Source organism: [Collinsella] massiliensis (genome assembly GCF_002161605.1).
GTDB lineage: Bacteria > Actinomycetota > Coriobacteriia > Coriobacteriales > Coriobacteriaceae > Enorma.
On record NZ_NFIE01000013.1, the window covers coordinates 57,322 to 72,730 of the forward strand.

The following is a 15,409-nucleotide window of genomic DNA, read 5'->3' on the forward strand; positions in this document are numbered from 1 at the left end:
TTGTGGGCTGTGCGGGCGCGACGGCGGTTGACTTTGGCTTCTATCGCGACACGTACGGCGGTGGGATGGGCGTGGAGGCGTTCACGGGCGCACTTCCCGCCGCCGAGCGTCACGTGCGATGGATCTGCGGCGGTCGCGTTCCCGCGTGCGAGGCGGACGAGCTTGCGTACCGGCGTGCGGTGTGCGCTGCCGCCGAGGCGTTCGCGGAGTTTGGTGAGGGTCAGGTGGGCGGATTCCAGATCGGGTCCTTCTCGGTGACGCACTACGACAACCGGGGAACCACCGGTGAGGAGCAGGTGACCTACGCCTGCGAGAAAGAACTTGCTGGGACGGGGCTCCTGTTCTGCGGGGTGCGCTGATGGCGTGGCTGCGTCCGATACCCGCGAGGCTGCTGTCGGACTCGTGCCTAGTGCGCGAGCCGGCGGTCGATGGCGGCTTTGGCGAGCCGCGCGCCATCTCGCACGTGAGGTTCGAGCGGGCACAGTCGGTAGTCGCCAATGCGCACCGCAGCGCGGACGCCGGGACGGGCACGCTCTTCGTGGATGCCGTCATGAGCGCAGGTGCTTTCGAGATTCCCGCGGGCTCGCGCGTCGAGGTGCATGGGAGGTCGTACGTGGCTGCTAAGGTTTCGCGCTTCGAGGGGTTCAACGGACGCGTGCACCACTGGGAAGTGGAGCTGCGATGAGGGCGGTCGTGGATGCCGTGGCGGGGATGCTGCGCGCGGCGGGAGTCGGTGACGTGTTCTGTATCGCACCAAGCGCACTGTTGAGCGAACAGCCCGTCGTGGTTCGCTGGGCGGGCTTCTCGCGTGAGAGCCGCCAAGACGGCGAGGAACGCGGAGTCGCCTCGGTGGAGGTGTTTGCCGTCCGCGAAACGGATGCTGCCGCGTGCGATGTCGCGATTCTGTGCGAAGCGGCTGTGCGCTCGTCCGGTCGCGCCGAGTGGAACGTGGCGGGTTCCGGGGTGCGCATCCTGGGCATCGATACGGACGCGCCGGCTTTCAGGGAGCGCGACTCGAGCGGGCGCTTCGTGTGGGCATTCACGGTGAGGCTGACGGTTGCGAGGGAGATATGACCGATAGGAAGGGCACGAAGAGCGGGGCGGGTGGCAGTCAGGGCACTTGGCACGACGAGCGCGGTTCTCACACCGACGTTCGCCTGCGCCGTTCCGGTGACCGCTTCCGAGACGAGGAGCTCTCGGAGCGAGAGCAGCGCCGAGCGGTGTCCTATGGTCGCGCGAGAGGACGGCTCTGATGGCGCGCTCCATCAAGTTCGATGGGCACGACTTCTCGTCCTTCTCGACCGCCGAGGTGGTACTGCCCGCGGCACACGGCCTCTCCGTGGACGCCGCTGAGGTGCCAGGCCGTGCCGGTGCGGTCCTGCTCTCTGCACGTATCCCGCCCAAGACTCTGCGCGTGCGGCTCTTCCTCGACCTTGCCGAAGACGAGGACGCGGAGGGGCTCTCTGCGTTGCGCCACGAAGCGGCGGCGTGGCTCGCCTCGGATGCCGGATGCGACTTGGAGCTCCCCGGCGAACCGGGGCTCGTCTATCGCAACGCCGTGTGCACAGGCGCGGATGCCTGGGACGCCCTCTTCGAGGACGGTTCCTGCGAGCTGGCGTTCACGGCGTTCGATCCCGTTGCATGGGGGCAGGGGCAGGAGGTCGTGCCCGCTGGCGGCGGCGCAGGACTGTCGTTTGTCGTTGGCGGCACGTATAGGACGTTGCCGACGTTCGTGATGGAAGCGGCGGCTGGTGATGGAGTGACCGTCGAGGACGATGACACGGGTGCTCATGTCGAGGTGGAGCGAGCGTTCCTGGGCGGCGAGGAGGTCATCATCGACTGCGGTGCCGGGCGCGCATGGGTTGACGGCGAGGCTGCAGATTCCGACGTGACGCTCGACAGCGACTTCTTCTGGCTGGAACCGGGTCCGCACGAGCTGTCCTTCACGGGCTGCGCGGACTTCACAGCAAACTTCACAGAAAGATGGCTCTGATGGGCGGCACGGCTCCGACGCTCTTCTGGTTCGACCGCGCTGATGAGCGTATCGGGATTCTGCACCCGGCTGGCGCGGTGGAGCATCGCGAGGAGCTGGGAGGAGAGGACGTACTCTCGTTCCCCTGCCTGGAGACGCCTGAGAAATACGATCGCATCCTGTGGCGAGACCCCCAGGACGGGCGATGGCGCGAACACGTGGTGGTGCGCACGGACGAGGCGCTGGGTGCCGCGTGCGAGGTATACGCGGAGTCGAGCCTGTGCGACCTTCTCGGTAGCTATGTCGAGGAGGAGCGGGTGTCAGGCTCGGGGCTCTACGGTGCGTTGGGCGTCGTGCTCGAGGGGACGCGTTGGCAGGCATCCACGCTTGGTTGGTTTGGCGATCACGGCTGCTACATCTACCACGTGAACCGGCTCGCGGCTCTCAGGCGCGTGTGCGAGGTGTGGGGGTGCGAGATTGAGCCCGCGATCGCGGTTTCGGGCGGCTGCGTGTCATCGCGCACCGTGCGAGCGGTGGCTGCTTTGGGCTCGTGGCGCGGCGCGCGGCTCGAGTACGGGCGGAACATGGCGGGATGCACGCGCACGGTTGCTGAGGACGAGGTCTTCACGGCGCTCTACGGCTATGGGGCCGGGTTGCCCGTGGTGGACGAGACGGGCGCCTTCACGGGCGGGTATCGGCGCAAGCTCACGTTCGGTGAGGTGAACGGTGGTGTCGACTGGGTCGGCGACGATGAAGCGAGGCTGCTGTGGGGCCTGCCAGACGGCTCGGGCGGCCGCGTGCACCGCTTTGGAGAGGTGACGTTCGCGGATGTTGAGGACCCCGAGGTTCTTCTCGCCCGCACGCAGGAGGCTCTTGCGGAGACGTGCGCTCCGCTGGTGAGCTACGAGGTGGACGCCGTGGCGCTTTCGGGTGCTGTCTTTGTTGGACTCGGAGACGAGGTCGCGGTGGTGGACTCGTCGCGCGATCCCGCATGGCGCCTCCGAGCGCGGGTGGTGCGGCGCGTGCGGCTCTTTGGCGATGCTGTGGAAGCACGCTACTCGGTAGGCGTCGCCCCGCGCACGGCATTTGCAGAGCGCAGCACCGTCGAAGCGCGTGTGGCGGCTGTTGAGGACGCGGCGGGTGCTGCGGGCGACACCGTTGCTGCCGTGGGCGCGAGCGTTGCCGCAATCGAGCAGGCGGCGGGCGTGGTCGCTGGTGGCGATGTGCCCGCGCTGGCAACCAAGGAGTATGTGGCGCAGCAGATCGCCGCCCTTGACGACCTGAGCGAGGTGGAGTTCTGATGGCCGATCTTGAAGGTTACGGCCTGCACGAGCTGGTGTGGGAGTCCTGCGACGACGTCTTCGCGGGGGCCTTGGTGGCGTCTCCTGCCGATGCGGAGGGGCGTGGTATCGCGCTCGCCGTGAGACGCGACGGAGAGGTGGTGGACCTTTCCGGCGCAAACGTGTATCTGCTTTGGCGCCACCGTGCGACACGCGAACGTGGATGCGAGCCGTTCGATGAGGTGGACGCAGAGGCCGGAATGTTCTCCGTGTTCTACCCGGCGGCTATGGTGTGCGCAGAGGGTTCGGTCGACTGTCAGGTGATGGTGTCGCTTCCCGGAGGGAGCGCAATCTCGACGCGGACGTTCGAAGTGCGTGTTGAGCAGGTGCTTGTGGGCGGCGCTGAGTCCGTGGACGGGTTCTCGCTCTTTCTTGACGCGATACAGAAGTATGAGAACGCCGATGCGCTTATTGCCGAGGCGGCTTCCAAGGCGCAGGAGGCTGTTGAGACTGCACAGGGCGCGGTGTCCACGGCGGGGCAGGCGGTCGAGGCGGCTACCGGGGCCTCGGGTGCCGTTGCTGCCGCGAACGCCGCCGCGGCGGCTGCGACGCAGGCAAAGGAGGAACTGCTGGCGGCCGCCGAGCGAGGGGACTTCGACGGCGCTGACGGCAAGCCGGGTCCTGCGGGCGTCGACGGGAAGGACGGGGCGCCGGGCGCTGACGGCAAAGACGGCGTCGATGGCGCTCCCGGTGCCGACGGGAAGGACGGAGCGGACGGCGTGAGCCCGTCGGCCTCCGTGGCGCAGACGGCAGAGGGCGCGGTGGTGACGGTCACGGACGCCAGCGGGACCACCACCGCAACGCTCCTTCACGGAGCTAAGGGAGACAAGGGCGACGACGGCGAGCGCGGAGAGAAGGGCGATGCCTTCACGTACGCCGACTTCACCGCTGAGCAGTTGGCAGCGCTCAGGGGGCCGAAGGGCGACCCCGGCGAGGACGGGGCGGATGGCCAGGATGGGGCGCCGGGCTCCGACGGCGCTGACGGCGTGAGCGTCACGCACTCGTGGGCGGGCACGGTGCTCACCGTGACGAGCGCGAGCGGCACGAGCTCCGCCGACCTCAAGGGCGAGAAGGGGGACAAGGGCGACCCGTTCACCTACGCGGACTTCTCTTCTGAGCAACTTGAGGCTCTGCGTGGGCCGCAAGGCATCCAGGGATTGCCTGGAGCCGACGGCGAGGACGGCATCGATGGTCAGGACGGTGCCCCAGGCTCCGACGGGCAGGACGGCGCGGACGCCGAGATCACGGGCGCGACCGCGACGGTGGACTCGTCCATGGGCACGCCGTCGGTGACCGTGACGCTCGGCGGAACGCCGGGGGCGCGCACGTTCGCGTTCGCCTTCTCCGGCCTCAAGGGAGAGACCGGCGAGCAGGGGCCGCGGGGAGCGCCCGGACAGGACGGCGAGGACGGGGCGCCGGGCGCGACGCCCGACCTCTCGGCCTACGCGACGAAGCAGTACGTCGACCAGGCGATCGCCGCCCTGGACGACCTGAGCGGGGTGGAGTTCTGATGGCCGTGGGGACGATCCAGAGGTCCGTGCTCACCGACATCGCCAACGCCATCCGCACCCAGAACGGCGGCACCGACACCTACCTGCCCTCGGAGATGGCGGCGGCGGTGCTGGCGCTCGACGGCACCAAGGCGGGGACGCCGTTCCAGGCGACGCCGGGCACGGGCGCGGGAGTGATCTCGGATGCCGTCTTCGACGGCATCGCCGACGCGATCCGCGCGCAGAACGGGCTCACCGAGACGTACAGGCCGAGCGAGATGGCATCGGCGATACTCGCGCTCTCCTGGGACGTGGGCGTGAAGATGCGCGCGATCCTGCTCGCGGACGGCACGCTCGAGTTCAACTACCGCGACGGGCGCTCCTCCGACGTGCCGGGCGCGGTGATCCTGGACGCCTGGGAGGTGGATCCCGCGGGCTACAGCTCGGCGAGCGCGCGGCCGTGGGACGACGTGAAGCTCTCCGTGACGCGCGCCGTGTTCGACGGCGACTTCTCCGGGGGCGGGCTCGCCAACGCCAGCTACCTCTTCCACGGGCTCGAGAACCTCGTGGAGGTGGAGGGCTTCGAGGAGCTCTCCGGCGCGACCAGCATGAACCAGATGTTCGTGAGCTGCGCCTCGCTCGAGACGATCTGGGCGGACGGGTTCACCTCGTCCGCAACGAGCGGGTCGCTCATGTTCAGCGGGTGCAGCAGGCTCGTGGGCGGCCAGGGCTACGTGCCCGAGCAGATGGACAACCACAACGAGCTCAACTACGGGGCGGACGGCGTGCTGACCGACCCCGCCGACGACCGGCGCGAGTGGTTCCGCTGCTTCCTCTACGCCGACGGAGGGCTCGTGCTGACGGCGGCGGCCGAGCCCGAGGCGGGGCGGGAGCTCGTGTCGTCGGGGCGCCTGTGCGCGAACGCCCGGTACAACTCGGTGGGCTACCAGCCGTGGTACGACCACCGGCACGACGTGGAGGCGGTGGAGATCGCAGCCGACATGGCGGCCTACGACCACGTGAACACGAACTACTGGTTCTACGGGCACCAGTCGATCGCCAGCGTGACGGGGATGGGGAACCTCTGCGGCGTGCGCGAGATGCAGCACACCTTCAACAGCTGCTCGGGGCTCACCGAGATCGACCTCTCCGGGCTCGACCCGTCCTCGTTCGAGGACCTCGCCTACACCTTCGGAGGGTGCGGGTCGCTCGTGACGATCTGGGCGGACGCCGACTGGGCGCTGCCGTCCTCCGGCGTCTCCGGCTTCCAGACGTTCTACCAGTGCGCCTCGCTCGTGGGCGGCGCGGGCACGACCTACGCGAGCTCGCGCGCCGGCTACCAGTACATGAGGATCGACGGCGTCGGGGGCGCAGGGTACCTTACGGCGAAGGGCTAGCTCATTGTACCCTGCAGGTTCTTCTTGAGCGATTCTACGGCCTTTTTCGCAGCGTGCTGGCGAATGAGGCCTTCTTTCGAGTATGCCCCCAACGATACTTCGTTGCCTTCGACTTTCGCAAGGAGGAGAACGGGTGCCATCCCGCCGGCTCCTCCTTTGAGCATTGCAAGCGCGATTCCCTGCTCCTCGTCATCAAGCAGAACGGTGCCCGCATCAATCAGGGCATCCCGTACCGTCTTATATTGGTTGCAGCCGTCGACCCTTGCCTCGGAGAAAAACGATCCCTTCGAGAATGCCTTCTCTTGTACTCGGTAATCCAGCTCGCCCAGCGCTGCGGCGTAGTCATCAGCAGCTTTCTTTAGCAATCCGCTCAGGTCTTCCATTCTCCTCCTCTGCCGACTCCTCCAGAACCATGACAAGCCCGTCCGCAATCTGCCCGTCGATGTCACCCTCTATCAGGGCCCTCCTGGAGACGATCTCGTTGATGTCATCTGCCATGAGTTCCGCGATAAAAGCAGCCCTGTTGGAGGATGCGTACATGTCTTTGAGGGTGCTACCGTCTAGGCGGCGGTTGATTGATTCCACGAGCTCTGATACCTCACGCTCGGCCATGAGGTAATCGCTCGCAACCCGTCCGACCTGCTCCTCGACGATAGCGCACATCTGTTCCGCATCGTCCTTGATTAACAGGCCTGTGAGCGCATTCACAGCGACTCCAGCCGCGGTACCGCCGCCCAGGGAGCCTATCAACCCGCCGACAACCGTTCCGACTCCTGGGAACACCATGGAACCGAGGGCAGCGCCTCCGACCCACCCGGCAGTCCCACCTGCAACGGAGGAAAGCGTCCCGGCGAGGTTCTTCGCAAGCTGGCCCGGCGATATCCTCCCGCGGACAATGTCGGCGATATCGAACGACGAGAGCACGATGACGGTGAGGCCCGCGACGACCGCGTTTCCACGCAGCAGCTTCGCAGCGCTTTTCATCGCGGCAGCTCCGTAAATGTTCGAGCCGGTCCTGAACGCGTTGACGATGACGGCGCATGCCTTCGGACCGAGAGCTGTGGCTATCGCCTCCGTGCTGGAGACCATAGCGCTGTTGAGGCCGGCCTTCAGCAGCTGGCTGGAAACGACAGAGACGATGAAGGACGTCCCGCCGACCTTGAGACCGCAGAGCGCCGCCTTCTTCGCTGCGACTTCTGGTTTGTCGCCGTTCCATATGCAGGTCCCGAAGGCAATGACGGCGCTGACTCCGAACGCGGAGGCGGCGGTGACCGCTCCGTTGGTTGCGTCGAACTTCAGCGAGTCGATGTTGCCGGCTTTTGCAATGTTCCTTGCTTGCTGGTAGGTGTAGTTTCCTCTTCTCACTAGCGATTCAGCCTGCGAAGGGTCGGTCACGCCATCCACTTGGCCGTTTGCGATCTTCTCGCGCATCGCCCTGAGCGCCTGATCGTAGATGGCATCGTCCTTTGGCACCTCGATGACCATCGGTTCGCCCTGCTTGCCGACGTACCTGAAGGCACCCTTGCCCTCATCCCCGAAGCACGCGTTTATCGCTTCTCGTCCGTTGGCGTAATACTTGGACTGAATCCACTGGCCGTTGACGATTCGATCGGGACCGTTTTTGGCGAAGTCATCGCCGAGAACACGTGCATCTTTGCCTCGCATCCTGTCATGCAGGTCGTTCGCTTGTTCGGCGGCGAAGCCGTGCCCCTGCCGTGCGTGGAACTTCTCTTGATCGAAGAGTTGGTTGACCGTTCGATGCGCTCCAACGCCTCTGCCGGCAGCTTCAGCCCCTGGCTTCTTGCCTTTGCGAGGAACCTCGATTTGCGCCGACGTGGTCTTTTCGCTCACAAAGAGTTCCTTTCCTCGAGATTCCTGATTGAGGCCTTATTGGTAATTCTAGTCTGATTCCCTTGTCCACTTATTTCGCATTGCTTTGTTTCCTGATGAAGAGATGGCCTCGAGTAGAGTTGTTGTTTTTTGCTTCTATATGTACTTCGACTACCCACATTCTATCTGTGCGCGTTGCGGTTGTGCTCACCTTTGCAGGTGTGGAGGCCAAGGCCAAAGTGCTCGTCGACGGGTTGAAAGTGTGATTTCCTTCCGCATGAACCGTTCGAGGACGGTACTCGGCATTCGCATGCGGCTCTCTGTGCGGGATGCTAGCGCAAAAGCCGACGGTAACGAACGCTTTATGGCAACAGGCCAGTTTCTGTGAATCCATCTGTGAACAGGCCGAGGAACGCCTGTGACGCCCACTTAGGGTTTGCCTGTACTACTTCAACCCGTACGAACAAGGTGATACAAGTGGACAACAAACCCGATGGACAGGACGCATCAACCACTGATAATCCCGAGCTCGCGCACAAGCGCGATGTGTTCCATGCGTGGATGCTCGAGGGGTTGGATTTCTCGCTCCCGTGGGATATGCCCATGCTCACGCCCGTCGAGGCGCATCCCACGGCGCTCGTGCCCTTTTCGGTTGCTATGCACGAGAGATGGTGCGACTTCGACTGCTTCGTGCACTTCTACGAGGACGATTTCCGCTTCGAACGCGTCTGGAACGATCCGCACAAGTACCTCTCCAAGCTTTCGAAGTTCGAGGGCGTGATCATGCCGGACTTCTCCACGTGCATCGACTTCCCGCGCCCGCTCAAGATGTGGAACTGCTATCGCAACAAGACGCTCGGGGCATGGTGGCAGGAGCAGGGCCTGGCGGTCATTCCGAACGCACGGCACCAGCCGGGGTGCGACTGGCTTATCGAGGGCCTGCCACGCGAGAGCGTCATCGCCATCTGCGGACGCGCACTCGTTAAGGACGTTGCGGAACGCCGCCGCTTCGTGCGCGATGTGAGGGCCACCGTGGACATGCTGTGTCCGACGGCGATCGTCTACTACGGCAGCGACCTCTATGGCGTGATGGACTACCCGCGCTCGCTCGGCATCCCCGTGTGGGCGTATCCGGGCTGTGGGCGCGGCGCGCTGGACGGTGGCAAGCGTGGGCAGCGGTAGCAGCGGGTACGGCATCGGGCGCAGGAGCGGCGGAACGTCGGGAAGTCGCGATGACGGGTTCAGGACCGTTCACGGTTTCACGACCCGACTGCACGAGGGAAATCAGGGCAAGCACATCCCTGGACACAACAACTACGAACCCAAGGCCGGGAGAAGCATCTTCAAGGGAAGCCTTGCCGACGCCCAACAGCTCATCGGTGAGTTCGGCGGAGCTGGAACATGGGTGGGTAATAATAGAGAGCGAGTCGATTTCGGCAGGGTGATCGGCACCTGGATCGGCGGCCGCGGCAAGGAGCGGTCTCCCACGACCATGGGTTTCATTCACTATGGGAAGAACGGTGCTCACATTGTTCCCGCACGACCGAAAAGGGGATGACTGACATGGTCGGACAGAACAGGCTCGAGGAGCGTGTCAAAGACATTGAGGGATATCTATGCGGCCACGACTGGGGAAGCGCGTACGAGATAACGTTCCCCGAGGGAGACGTCTATCGGTGCGTGTGGGAGAACAGCGAGTACGTCGACAACGATGAGGAGCTGGATTCCCCCGAGTACGAGGAATGGTACGAGCTCGACTTCAGGGTGCTCGAGGTGGTCAAGGAGGGTCCCAACAAAGACCCTCGTTACGACTACGTCATGGTCTCGCGCAAGCGAATGCCCTCGCTGGTGACGTGCGGGGGCGAGGTTGTTTTTCGGGCGGAGTGAGGGACGCACTCCATCGACTGAGGTGCTTGTGCCGCGTGCTCAGTGCACGGCTTTTCAACGCTTTCCGAGCGCCGGAGAGCCCGGCCATAGCCCGCAGGCGTGTGGGAAGGGTTGGAAAGCCCCATGCCCGTTGCTTGCTGATATCCTCAGTGGCGTATTTCTGCGCTCATCATTGCAGGGCTCCGCGACCTTGTTTGATCGCGGAGCCCGCTCTGATATCCCTCTCGGATTAGATCGTGGGGAACTCTCTGTGTACCGGGCCATCCATGAGCATCCGGTACCACCAGCTGCGGTCCTTGTAACCGCTGCTTCCCAGCATGTCGAGCAGTTCGGTCTGCTCAGCTTCTCCGAGCGTTGCGAAGTGCTCCCGCATGCTGTTTTCCAGGGCAACCTTGCTCCTGATCATGTCATCGAGAATTTCCCTCAGCTCCTCCATCGTGAAGCTTTCCGGTGAGATCTCAACGAGCTCTGCGCGAAAATGGGAGTAGTCCTCGAGAGCGCACATGGCGTCGATGTCTGCTGCGCTGTGATTCATGGCAATCTCCTTCAATCTGAACTTGCCTGTGGCTTGGTCGTAGATGGGACACAACCGGGACACAACAGCGACCGGAACTCCGTTTTCGTCAGGTTCCGTCAGTCGCTGTTCATCGCTGCAAAAGACCTGCTCAGACGCTCTTTTGTATAGGTCTGTTGTCCTCAGTCGACGCTGTGGGATAACCCTCTCAAGGCGGAGATCACCAGTTCGAATCTGGTACGGGCTACCATGCATTTGAACCCCGGTTGGACGTCCAGCCGGGGTTTTACGTTATCGCGAAATGTCCGCGCGCCCCGTGCGCCTGCCAGGAGGGCGCCGGGGCGGTGCGGCCCTCGGTGCGACCCCTAGAGCTCGAGGGCGCTATCGCGCGGGAGGCGGCGCTCGCCCCACATCTGAGCGAGGAGCTCGATGCCCTCGAGGTCGAAGGCGGCCGCGGTGTCGGTCGTCTGCAGGACGGGCACTGTGGCATCGCTGCCGACGCCGGTGCATCCCGCCCCGAGCGCGACGTTCTCGTGCGCGATGGCCACGAGTGCGTCGACGAGTTCCGTGACGGGCATGCCGTACACCGCGGCGTCCCAGCCCTGCTCTTCGAGATGCAGGCGGGCGACGACGGCATCGTTCTCGTCAACGCCCTCGAAGCCGTGGGGGAGGCGCGCGGCCAGGCGGTCGGCGAGCTTCGCCTCGAGGCACTTATCGTAGAAGAGCGCGCCCGTGAAGCTCGTGCACGCGGCGGCGAGGCGCGGCGGCAGCGAGTCCATCTCGCGCAGCTCCACGAAGCCCTTGAGGCGCACGTTCGGGAAGACCATGGACAGCAGGTGCATGAGCTCGGAGGCGGCGAGCGGCCGCTCCGACATGATGTCGCGGCTGTAGCGGTCGCCCGTCGCCACGGTGACGTGGTGCGCGTCGGTGAAGAGGATCGGCTTCACGTTGGAGACCCAGAGGATGTAGTCCTCGAACGAGAGCCCCTCGAGCGCGCCGGGGACGATGCCGCAGCGGTCGACGTCGACGTGGTGCCAGATGCGCGAGCGCGCCATGCCGGCGGAGGGCTTGCCGCGGAACATCGGCGCGTTGTCGAAGAGGAAGGCGAAGACCGGGCCCAGGAGCGTCGCCAGGCGGTAGATGCGCGCGCAGTCCGCCTCGTCCTCGTAATCGAGCGAGACCTGCGTGGATGCGGTGCAGCGCATCATGTCGCGCGCGTAGCGGCCGCGTCGCGAAAGGTACGCGTCCATGTCGCGGTAGCGCTCCTTGGGGATGAGCTCGAGGTCGAGGGGGCTCGAGACGACCGGGTTGTACCCGACGGGGACGAGGCGCGCATCGAGGCCGATGGTGGCGCAGGCGCGCTCGACCTCCGCGTCGAAGGCGCAGACGGCCTCGTAGAGCGCCTGCACCGAATGGGCGGGGCCGGCGGAGATCTCGAGCTGGGCAGCCGGTTCGAGCGAGACGGACACCGCGACGGGCTCGGTGGCGGTCTCGACGCGGTAGGAGAGGCCGAGCAGGTGCCCGTCGATGAGCACGCGCTCGTCCTCAGAGCGGTCGCGCGCGAGCTCCTCAAGGAGGGCGCCGACGCCGTGCTCGCCCGTGAAGGGGACGGTCGCACCCGCGCGGTCGATGAGGATGCGCTCGAGCTCGAAGCCGATCTTCTTGCCCGCGGGGTCCTTGTCGCCGCTCTCGAGCACGCCCACGAGCGCCTCGAGGTTCTCGCGGAACGAGCCGGTGAAGGTGGGTATGGTCGCTGATGGCGTGCTGGTCATGGGATGCTCCTTGCTACTGCCGCTGCACTTCATGGTACCCAAAGACGGCGCGCCGTGTCCGCTCGCGGCCATCTCGGCCGTCTCTGGTGCTCGTATGCAGACCGGGCGGGCGGCGGCGTGCGCGGGGGCGATGCACTACAATGGTGGCAAGGGAGATTCCCCAGACCCTAGGAGATCCATGTCTGAGTCCTCGCATACTGCGCCCAAGCAGCGCGTCGACGCCGCCCCCGCCGGCGGGGACGACCGCAAGGGAGCGCGCCGCGGCGCCATCTTTATCGGCCTGGTGCTCGTCGCCTATATCGTCTACCTGGTGTTGACCGGCCAGATTCTCGAGTTCGCCCAGGCGATGTCGTCGGTTCAGATGTCGTGGATCGCCGTCGCCTGCCTGTGCATGGTGCTGTACTTCATCTTCGGCGTGGCCGCGTACGCCATCGCGGTGTGGCTCGACCCGGATTCGCCCGTGGGCATCCGCGACCTCGTCTCCGTCGAGGCGTCGGGCGTGTTCTTCGGCAACCTCACGCCCATGATGGTGGGTGGCACGCCTGCCCAGATCTACCGCCTCACGAAGGCCGGCCAGCCGGTGGGCGAGGCGGGCGCCACGCAGTTCACGCGCTACATCGTGTTCCAGATCGGCCTCGTGGTGTGGGGTGCGATCCTGCTCGCCGTGCGCCTGCCGTTCTTCACGAGCCTCTACGGCGATATGACGCTGCTGTGCCTGTTCAGCTTCGGCGGGCACGTGCTGCTGCTCACGGGGCTCTTCATCGTGTGCCTGTGCCCGCGGTTCGTGGTGCGCGTGGCGATGTGGGGCATCCGGTTCGTGGAGCGCGTGAGCGGCGAGAGCGAGCGCACGCGCGGTTGGCGCGACTACGTGAACAGCGAGATCTACTCCTTCTCCGACCACTTCAAGCACGCCGCGGCGCACCTCTCGTCCATGGGGCTCACGATGCTCGTGACGATGGCGCAGCTCGCGTTCTTCTACATGGTGCCGTATTTCGTGCTGCTCGCCTTCGGCAAGCACGATGTCGACTTCCTCTCGTGCCTCGCGGCCGGCGCCTTCATTCAGCTGCTTTCGAGCGCTGTGCCCCTGCCGGGCGGCACGGGCGGCGCCGAGGGAGGGTTCGCGCTCTTCCTGGGGCACTTCTTCGGCCCGTCCGCGACGGCGGGCTACCTCGTGTGGCGCATCATCACGTTCTTCGGCCCGACGATCCTCGCCGCGCCGCTCCTGGGCTTGCGCTCCGCGCACCATGCGAGCATCCATGCGCGCTGGAACCGCCTCGTGCACGGCGGCCGCGAGCGCAAGCGGACGGCACCGGGAGGCGAGGGGAGGACGGCTGGCCATGCCGCCTCCGGGGGCGCTTCCGCGTCGCGCCGCCGCGGCTCCGGACGGCAGGGGATCCGCCAGACCTCCGGCGGCATCACCGTCTCGCCCAAGTCCCTCCGCCGCCGTCGCAAATGAGCCATTGGGGACGGGTTCAATTGACTCACCGAGACATTGGGGACGGGTTCGTTTGACTCACTGAGTCATTTGAACCCGTCCCCATTGACTCACCCGAGGCGCCTCTAGAGGGCCTCTTCCGGCGCCCCTTTTGAGCTGCGGCTGAGCTCCGCGATATGGGCGAGGAGTGGGACGTGCCGGTTGAACAGGTTGCAGAGGCGACCGACGGCGAGTGCCGAGACGATCGTGCCGATGCCGAGGCCGTTGAGGTAGCCGAAGAACATGAACGACAGCCCGCAAGCGATGACCACGAGCGTGGTGTCGAAGCACATCTTCACCGATCCGAAGGGTTTCTCGGTGACGGCGGACAGGGCGCGCACGATTCCCTCGCCCGGGACGACGATGACGTTCGGAGCGACCTCGACCGAGACGCCGAACGCGAGGATGGCGCATCCGAGCGCAAGCGAGGCGAGCTGTGCGGGCAGCGTCGCGGGCGTGAACCAGGCCAATGCGCCCATGCTGACGTCGATGAGGGCGCTGAACAGGACATTGACCAGGATCTGCGTGAGCTGGAACGGCTTGAAGTCCCGCCTGAGCAGCGCGACCTGCAACGCGATGTACAAGAGGTTCAGCATGAAGGTGGTTTGGCCGAAGGTGAGCGGCAGCTTCAGGTCGAGCACGTAGGGGATGCTCGAGATGGGCGAGGTGCCGAGCGCCGCCTTGGTGATGAACGCGACGCCGAAGCTGTTGATGCATACGCCGAGGACGAACCAGATGTAGCGCTGCAGGAGGCGTTCCGAACGCAGGCGCTCCGCGAAGCGCGCCTTCCCCTGCGGCGTCGATGCGGAGGTGCTCGGCACCGGCTTCGCGATGCGTCCGCCCCGCTCCAGGATCGTCATATCCTCCCACGTGCCCTCTGCTTCCGCTGCCGCTTCACTCATGCGCGATCCTCCTGTTCATGCTGCTGTAAATTCCGGATAACCTGGTCGAGCAAGTGCGAAAGCCGTCGGCGCTCGTCGGTATCGAGGCCCTGCCATGCGATGTCATCGACCTCGCTACGGCAGTCCAGCACGTCGGAGGCTGCGGAACGGCCTTTCTCGGTGAGAAACACGGCGACGACGCGTCGATCGCCCGCCTTGCTGCAGCGCTCGATGAGCCCAGCATCTTCCATGCGCCCCAGTACGCTCGTGACGGTCGACTTGTCCATGACGCACGACTGCGCGATCTCCTTCTGTGTGCATCCATCGTGCAGCGCGAGGTGCTCGAGCACCTTGGGCTGACCCGGCATGAGGCCGCACTGCCGCGTGCGGGCGCGCATGGCGCGATTCGAGTACGAGAACGCGACGAGCAGCTGGTGATGGATGGGCACTATCCCGAAGGCGAGGCTATCGCCGGCGCCCGCCCCGCATGCTGGGGCGGTTTCCCTGCACGTGGGTTCGGTGCGGGAATCGCAGATGCCGGGTGCGGGTATCGGTTCCGGTAGATGCATCGCGCTCCTCTTCTGGTCATCCTATTAATAGTTGGTATTCAAACTAATAATACCGTTCATCGATAAAGTCAAGCCGTTCGCGGATGCATCGTTCGGGATAGAACCCGAAACGCCGCCCTTTTGTCCCGTGTGAGACATTGGGGACGGGTTCAAATGTGAACCGCCCCCCGTTTCTTGGACACGGAAATGGAGGTCCGAGAGATGGGGGGCATTCTCATGTCCATCGACCTACGGTACGGGCACGGGCGCGCGGCGAGGTCGCTCGCCGCGGACCTGTTCGCGG

General features: G+C 65.3%; 17 protein-coding genes. 11 read left to right on the plus strand and 6 right to left on the minus strand.

Features of this window, described 5'->3' with window-relative positions; translation table 11 throughout:
- The first annotated feature begins 2 nt into the window (after positions 1-2).
- From B5G02_RS06640 to B5G02_RS06670, 7 genes are all read left to right on the plus strand, one after another.
- On the plus strand, positions 3-359 hold the full coding sequence (locus B5G02_RS06640) for a hypothetical protein (RefSeq protein ID WP_094335660.1): 357 nt from the start codon (positions 3-5) through the stop codon (positions 357-359).
- Positions 359-685, plus strand: a complete 327-nt coding sequence (locus tag B5G02_RS06645; protein ID WP_094335661.1) for a putative minor capsid protein — start codon at positions 359-361, stop codon at positions 683-685. Before B5G02_RS06640 ends, B5G02_RS06645 begins: the two co-directional genes overlap by 1 nt.
- Positions 682-1,074 carry a hypothetical protein gene (locus B5G02_RS06650; RefSeq protein ID WP_087321869.1) on the plus strand — a complete coding sequence of 131 codons (393 nt, stop codon included), beginning with the start codon at positions 682-684 and terminating at the stop codon, positions 1,072-1,074. Before B5G02_RS06645 ends, B5G02_RS06650 begins: the two co-directional genes overlap by 4 nt.
- A gap of 178 nt (positions 1,075-1,252) precedes the next feature.
- Entirely contained in the window at positions 1,253-1,993 is a 741-nt protein-coding gene (locus B5G02_RS06655) for a phage distal tail protein (protein ID WP_241146185.1), read from the plus strand.
- Positions 1,993-3,273, plus strand: coding sequence for a phage tail spike protein (locus B5G02_RS06660; RefSeq protein ID WP_094335662.1), 1,281 nt, complete (start codon positions 1,993-1,995; stop codon positions 3,271-3,273). Before B5G02_RS06655 ends, B5G02_RS06660 begins: the two co-directional genes overlap by 1 nt.
- Complete coding sequence (locus B5G02_RS06665; RefSeq protein ID WP_094335663.1) at positions 3,273-4,823, plus strand: BppU family phage baseplate upper protein; 1,551 nt, start codon at positions 3,273-3,275, stop codon at positions 4,821-4,823. The genes B5G02_RS06660 and B5G02_RS06665 overlap by 1 nt, the downstream gene beginning before the upstream one ends.
- The gene (locus B5G02_RS06670; protein WP_094335664.1) at positions 4,823-6,199 is read left to right on the plus strand and encodes a hypothetical protein; all 1,377 of its coding nucleotides are present in this window, start codon (positions 4,823-4,825) and stop codon (positions 6,197-6,199) included. Before B5G02_RS06665 ends, B5G02_RS06670 begins: the two co-directional genes overlap by 1 nt.
- Here the strand turns inward: B5G02_RS06670 and B5G02_RS06675 are convergent.
- Both B5G02_RS06675 and B5G02_RS06680 read right to left on the minus strand, forming a co-directional pair.
- A complete protein-coding gene (locus B5G02_RS06675; protein ID WP_094335665.1) occupies positions 6,196-6,582 on the minus strand; it encodes a hypothetical protein in 387 nt (128 codons plus the stop codon). The genes B5G02_RS06670 and B5G02_RS06675 overlap by 4 nt on opposite strands.
- Positions 6,545-8,050, minus strand: a complete 1,506-nt coding sequence (locus B5G02_RS06680) for a hypothetical protein (protein WP_206383747.1) — start codon at positions 8,048-8,050, stop codon at positions 6,545-6,547. The genes B5G02_RS06675 and B5G02_RS06680 overlap by 38 nt, the downstream gene beginning before the upstream one ends.
- A gap of 456 nt (positions 8,051-8,506) precedes the next feature.
- Here B5G02_RS06680 and B5G02_RS06685 point away from each other — a divergent pair, with 456 nt between their 5' ends.
- The 3 genes from B5G02_RS06685 to B5G02_RS06695 are packed head-to-tail and all read left to right on the plus strand — an operon-like array spanning position 8,507 to position 9,916.
- The gene (locus B5G02_RS06685) at positions 8,507-9,211 is read left to right on the plus strand and encodes a DUF4417 domain-containing protein (RefSeq protein WP_241146186.1); all 705 of its coding nucleotides are present in this window, start codon (positions 8,507-8,509) and stop codon (positions 9,209-9,211) included.
- Positions 9,198-9,587, plus strand: a complete 390-nt coding sequence (locus tag B5G02_RS10310; RefSeq protein ID WP_162609755.1) for a polymorphic toxin type 50 domain-containing protein — start codon at positions 9,198-9,200, stop codon at positions 9,585-9,587. Before B5G02_RS06685 ends, B5G02_RS10310 begins: the two co-directional genes overlap by 14 nt.
- 5 nt (positions 9,588-9,592) lie before the next feature.
- A complete protein-coding gene (locus tag B5G02_RS06695) occupies positions 9,593-9,916 on the plus strand; it encodes a hypothetical protein (RefSeq protein WP_094335667.1) in 324 nt (107 codons plus the stop codon).
- 229 nt (positions 9,917-10,145) lie between these two features.
- Here the strand turns inward: B5G02_RS06695 and B5G02_RS06700 are convergent, their stop codons facing one another.
- Both B5G02_RS06700 and B5G02_RS06705 read right to left on the minus strand, forming a co-directional pair.
- On the minus strand, positions 10,146-10,451 hold the full coding sequence (locus tag B5G02_RS06700) for a hypothetical protein (RefSeq protein ID WP_019238397.1): 306 nt from the start codon (positions 10,449-10,451) through the stop codon (positions 10,146-10,148).
- Positions 10,452-10,795: 344 nt separating this feature from the next.
- On the minus strand, positions 10,796-12,202 hold the full coding sequence (locus B5G02_RS06705) for a glutamate-cysteine ligase family protein (protein ID WP_094335668.1): 1,407 nt from the start codon (positions 12,200-12,202) through the stop codon (positions 10,796-10,798).
- Positions 12,203-12,380: 178 nt separating this feature from the next.
- Between B5G02_RS06705 and B5G02_RS06710 the strand changes: the two genes are divergently transcribed.
- Positions 12,381-13,658 carry a lysylphosphatidylglycerol synthase transmembrane domain-containing protein gene (locus B5G02_RS06710; RefSeq protein ID WP_094335669.1) on the plus strand — a complete coding sequence of 426 codons (1,278 nt, stop codon included), beginning with the start codon at positions 12,381-12,383 and terminating at the stop codon, positions 13,656-13,658.
- 104 nt (positions 13,659-13,762) lie between these two features.
- Here the strand turns inward: B5G02_RS06710 and B5G02_RS06715 are convergent, their stop codons facing one another.
- Positions 13,763-14,578, minus strand: coding sequence for a YczE/YyaS/YitT family protein (locus tag B5G02_RS06715; protein WP_019238400.1), 816 nt, complete (start codon positions 14,576-14,578; stop codon positions 13,763-13,765).
- Entirely contained in the window at positions 14,575-15,126 is a 552-nt protein-coding gene (locus tag B5G02_RS06720) for a MarR family winged helix-turn-helix transcriptional regulator (protein WP_019238401.1), read from the minus strand. Before B5G02_RS06720 ends, B5G02_RS06715 begins: the two co-directional genes overlap by 4 nt.
- Between the last annotated feature and the right edge of the window lie 283 nt (positions 15,127-15,409).

What these genes read in the sequence shown, in the direction of transcription:
- B5G02_RS06645 (WP_094335661.1), top strand. Translation starts at nt 359, where the DNA reads ATGGCGTGGCTGCGTCCGATACCCGCGAGGCTGCTGTCGGACTCGTGC.
- B5G02_RS06650 (WP_087321869.1), top strand. Translation starts at nt 682, where the DNA reads ATGAGGGCGGTCGTGGATGCCGTGGCGGGGATGCTGCGCGCGGCGGGA.
- B5G02_RS06655 (WP_241146185.1), top strand. Translation starts at nt 1,253, where the DNA reads ATGGCGCGCTCCATCAAGTTCGATGGGCACGACTTCTCGTCCTTCTCG.
- B5G02_RS06660 (WP_094335662.1), top strand. Translation starts at nt 1,993, where the DNA reads ATGGGCGGCACGGCTCCGACGCTCTTCTGGTTCGACCGCGCTGATGAG.
- B5G02_RS06665 (WP_094335663.1), top strand. Translation starts at nt 3,273, where the DNA reads ATGGCCGATCTTGAAGGTTACGGCCTGCACGAGCTGGTGTGGGAGTCC.
- B5G02_RS06670 (WP_094335664.1), top strand. Translation starts at nt 4,823, where the DNA reads ATGGCCGTGGGGACGATCCAGAGGTCCGTGCTCACCGACATCGCCAAC.
- B5G02_RS06675 (WP_094335665.1), bottom strand. Translation starts at nt 6,582, where the DNA reads ATGGAAGACCTGAGCGGATTGCTAAAGAAAGCTGCTGATGACTACGCC.
- B5G02_RS06695 (WP_094335667.1), top strand. Translation starts at nt 9,593, where the DNA reads ATGGTCGGACAGAACAGGCTCGAGGAGCGTGTCAAAGACATTGAGGGA.
- B5G02_RS06700 (WP_019238397.1), bottom strand. Translation starts at nt 10,451, where the DNA reads ATGAATCACAGCGCAGCAGACATCGACGCCATGTGCGCTCTCGAGGAC.
- B5G02_RS06705 (WP_094335668.1), bottom strand. Translation starts at nt 12,202, where the DNA reads ATGACCAGCACGCCATCAGCGACCATACCCACCTTCACCGGCTCGTTC.
- B5G02_RS06710 (WP_094335669.1), top strand. Translation starts at nt 12,381, where the DNA reads ATGTCTGAGTCCTCGCATACTGCGCCCAAGCAGCGCGTCGACGCCGCC.
- B5G02_RS06715 (WP_019238400.1), bottom strand. Translation starts at nt 14,578, where the DNA reads ATGAGTGAAGCGGCAGCGGAAGCAGAGGGCACGTGGGAGGATATGACG.
- B5G02_RS06720 (WP_019238401.1), bottom strand. Translation starts at nt 15,126, where the DNA reads ATGCATCTACCGGAACCGATACCCGCACCCGGCATCTGCGATTCCCGC.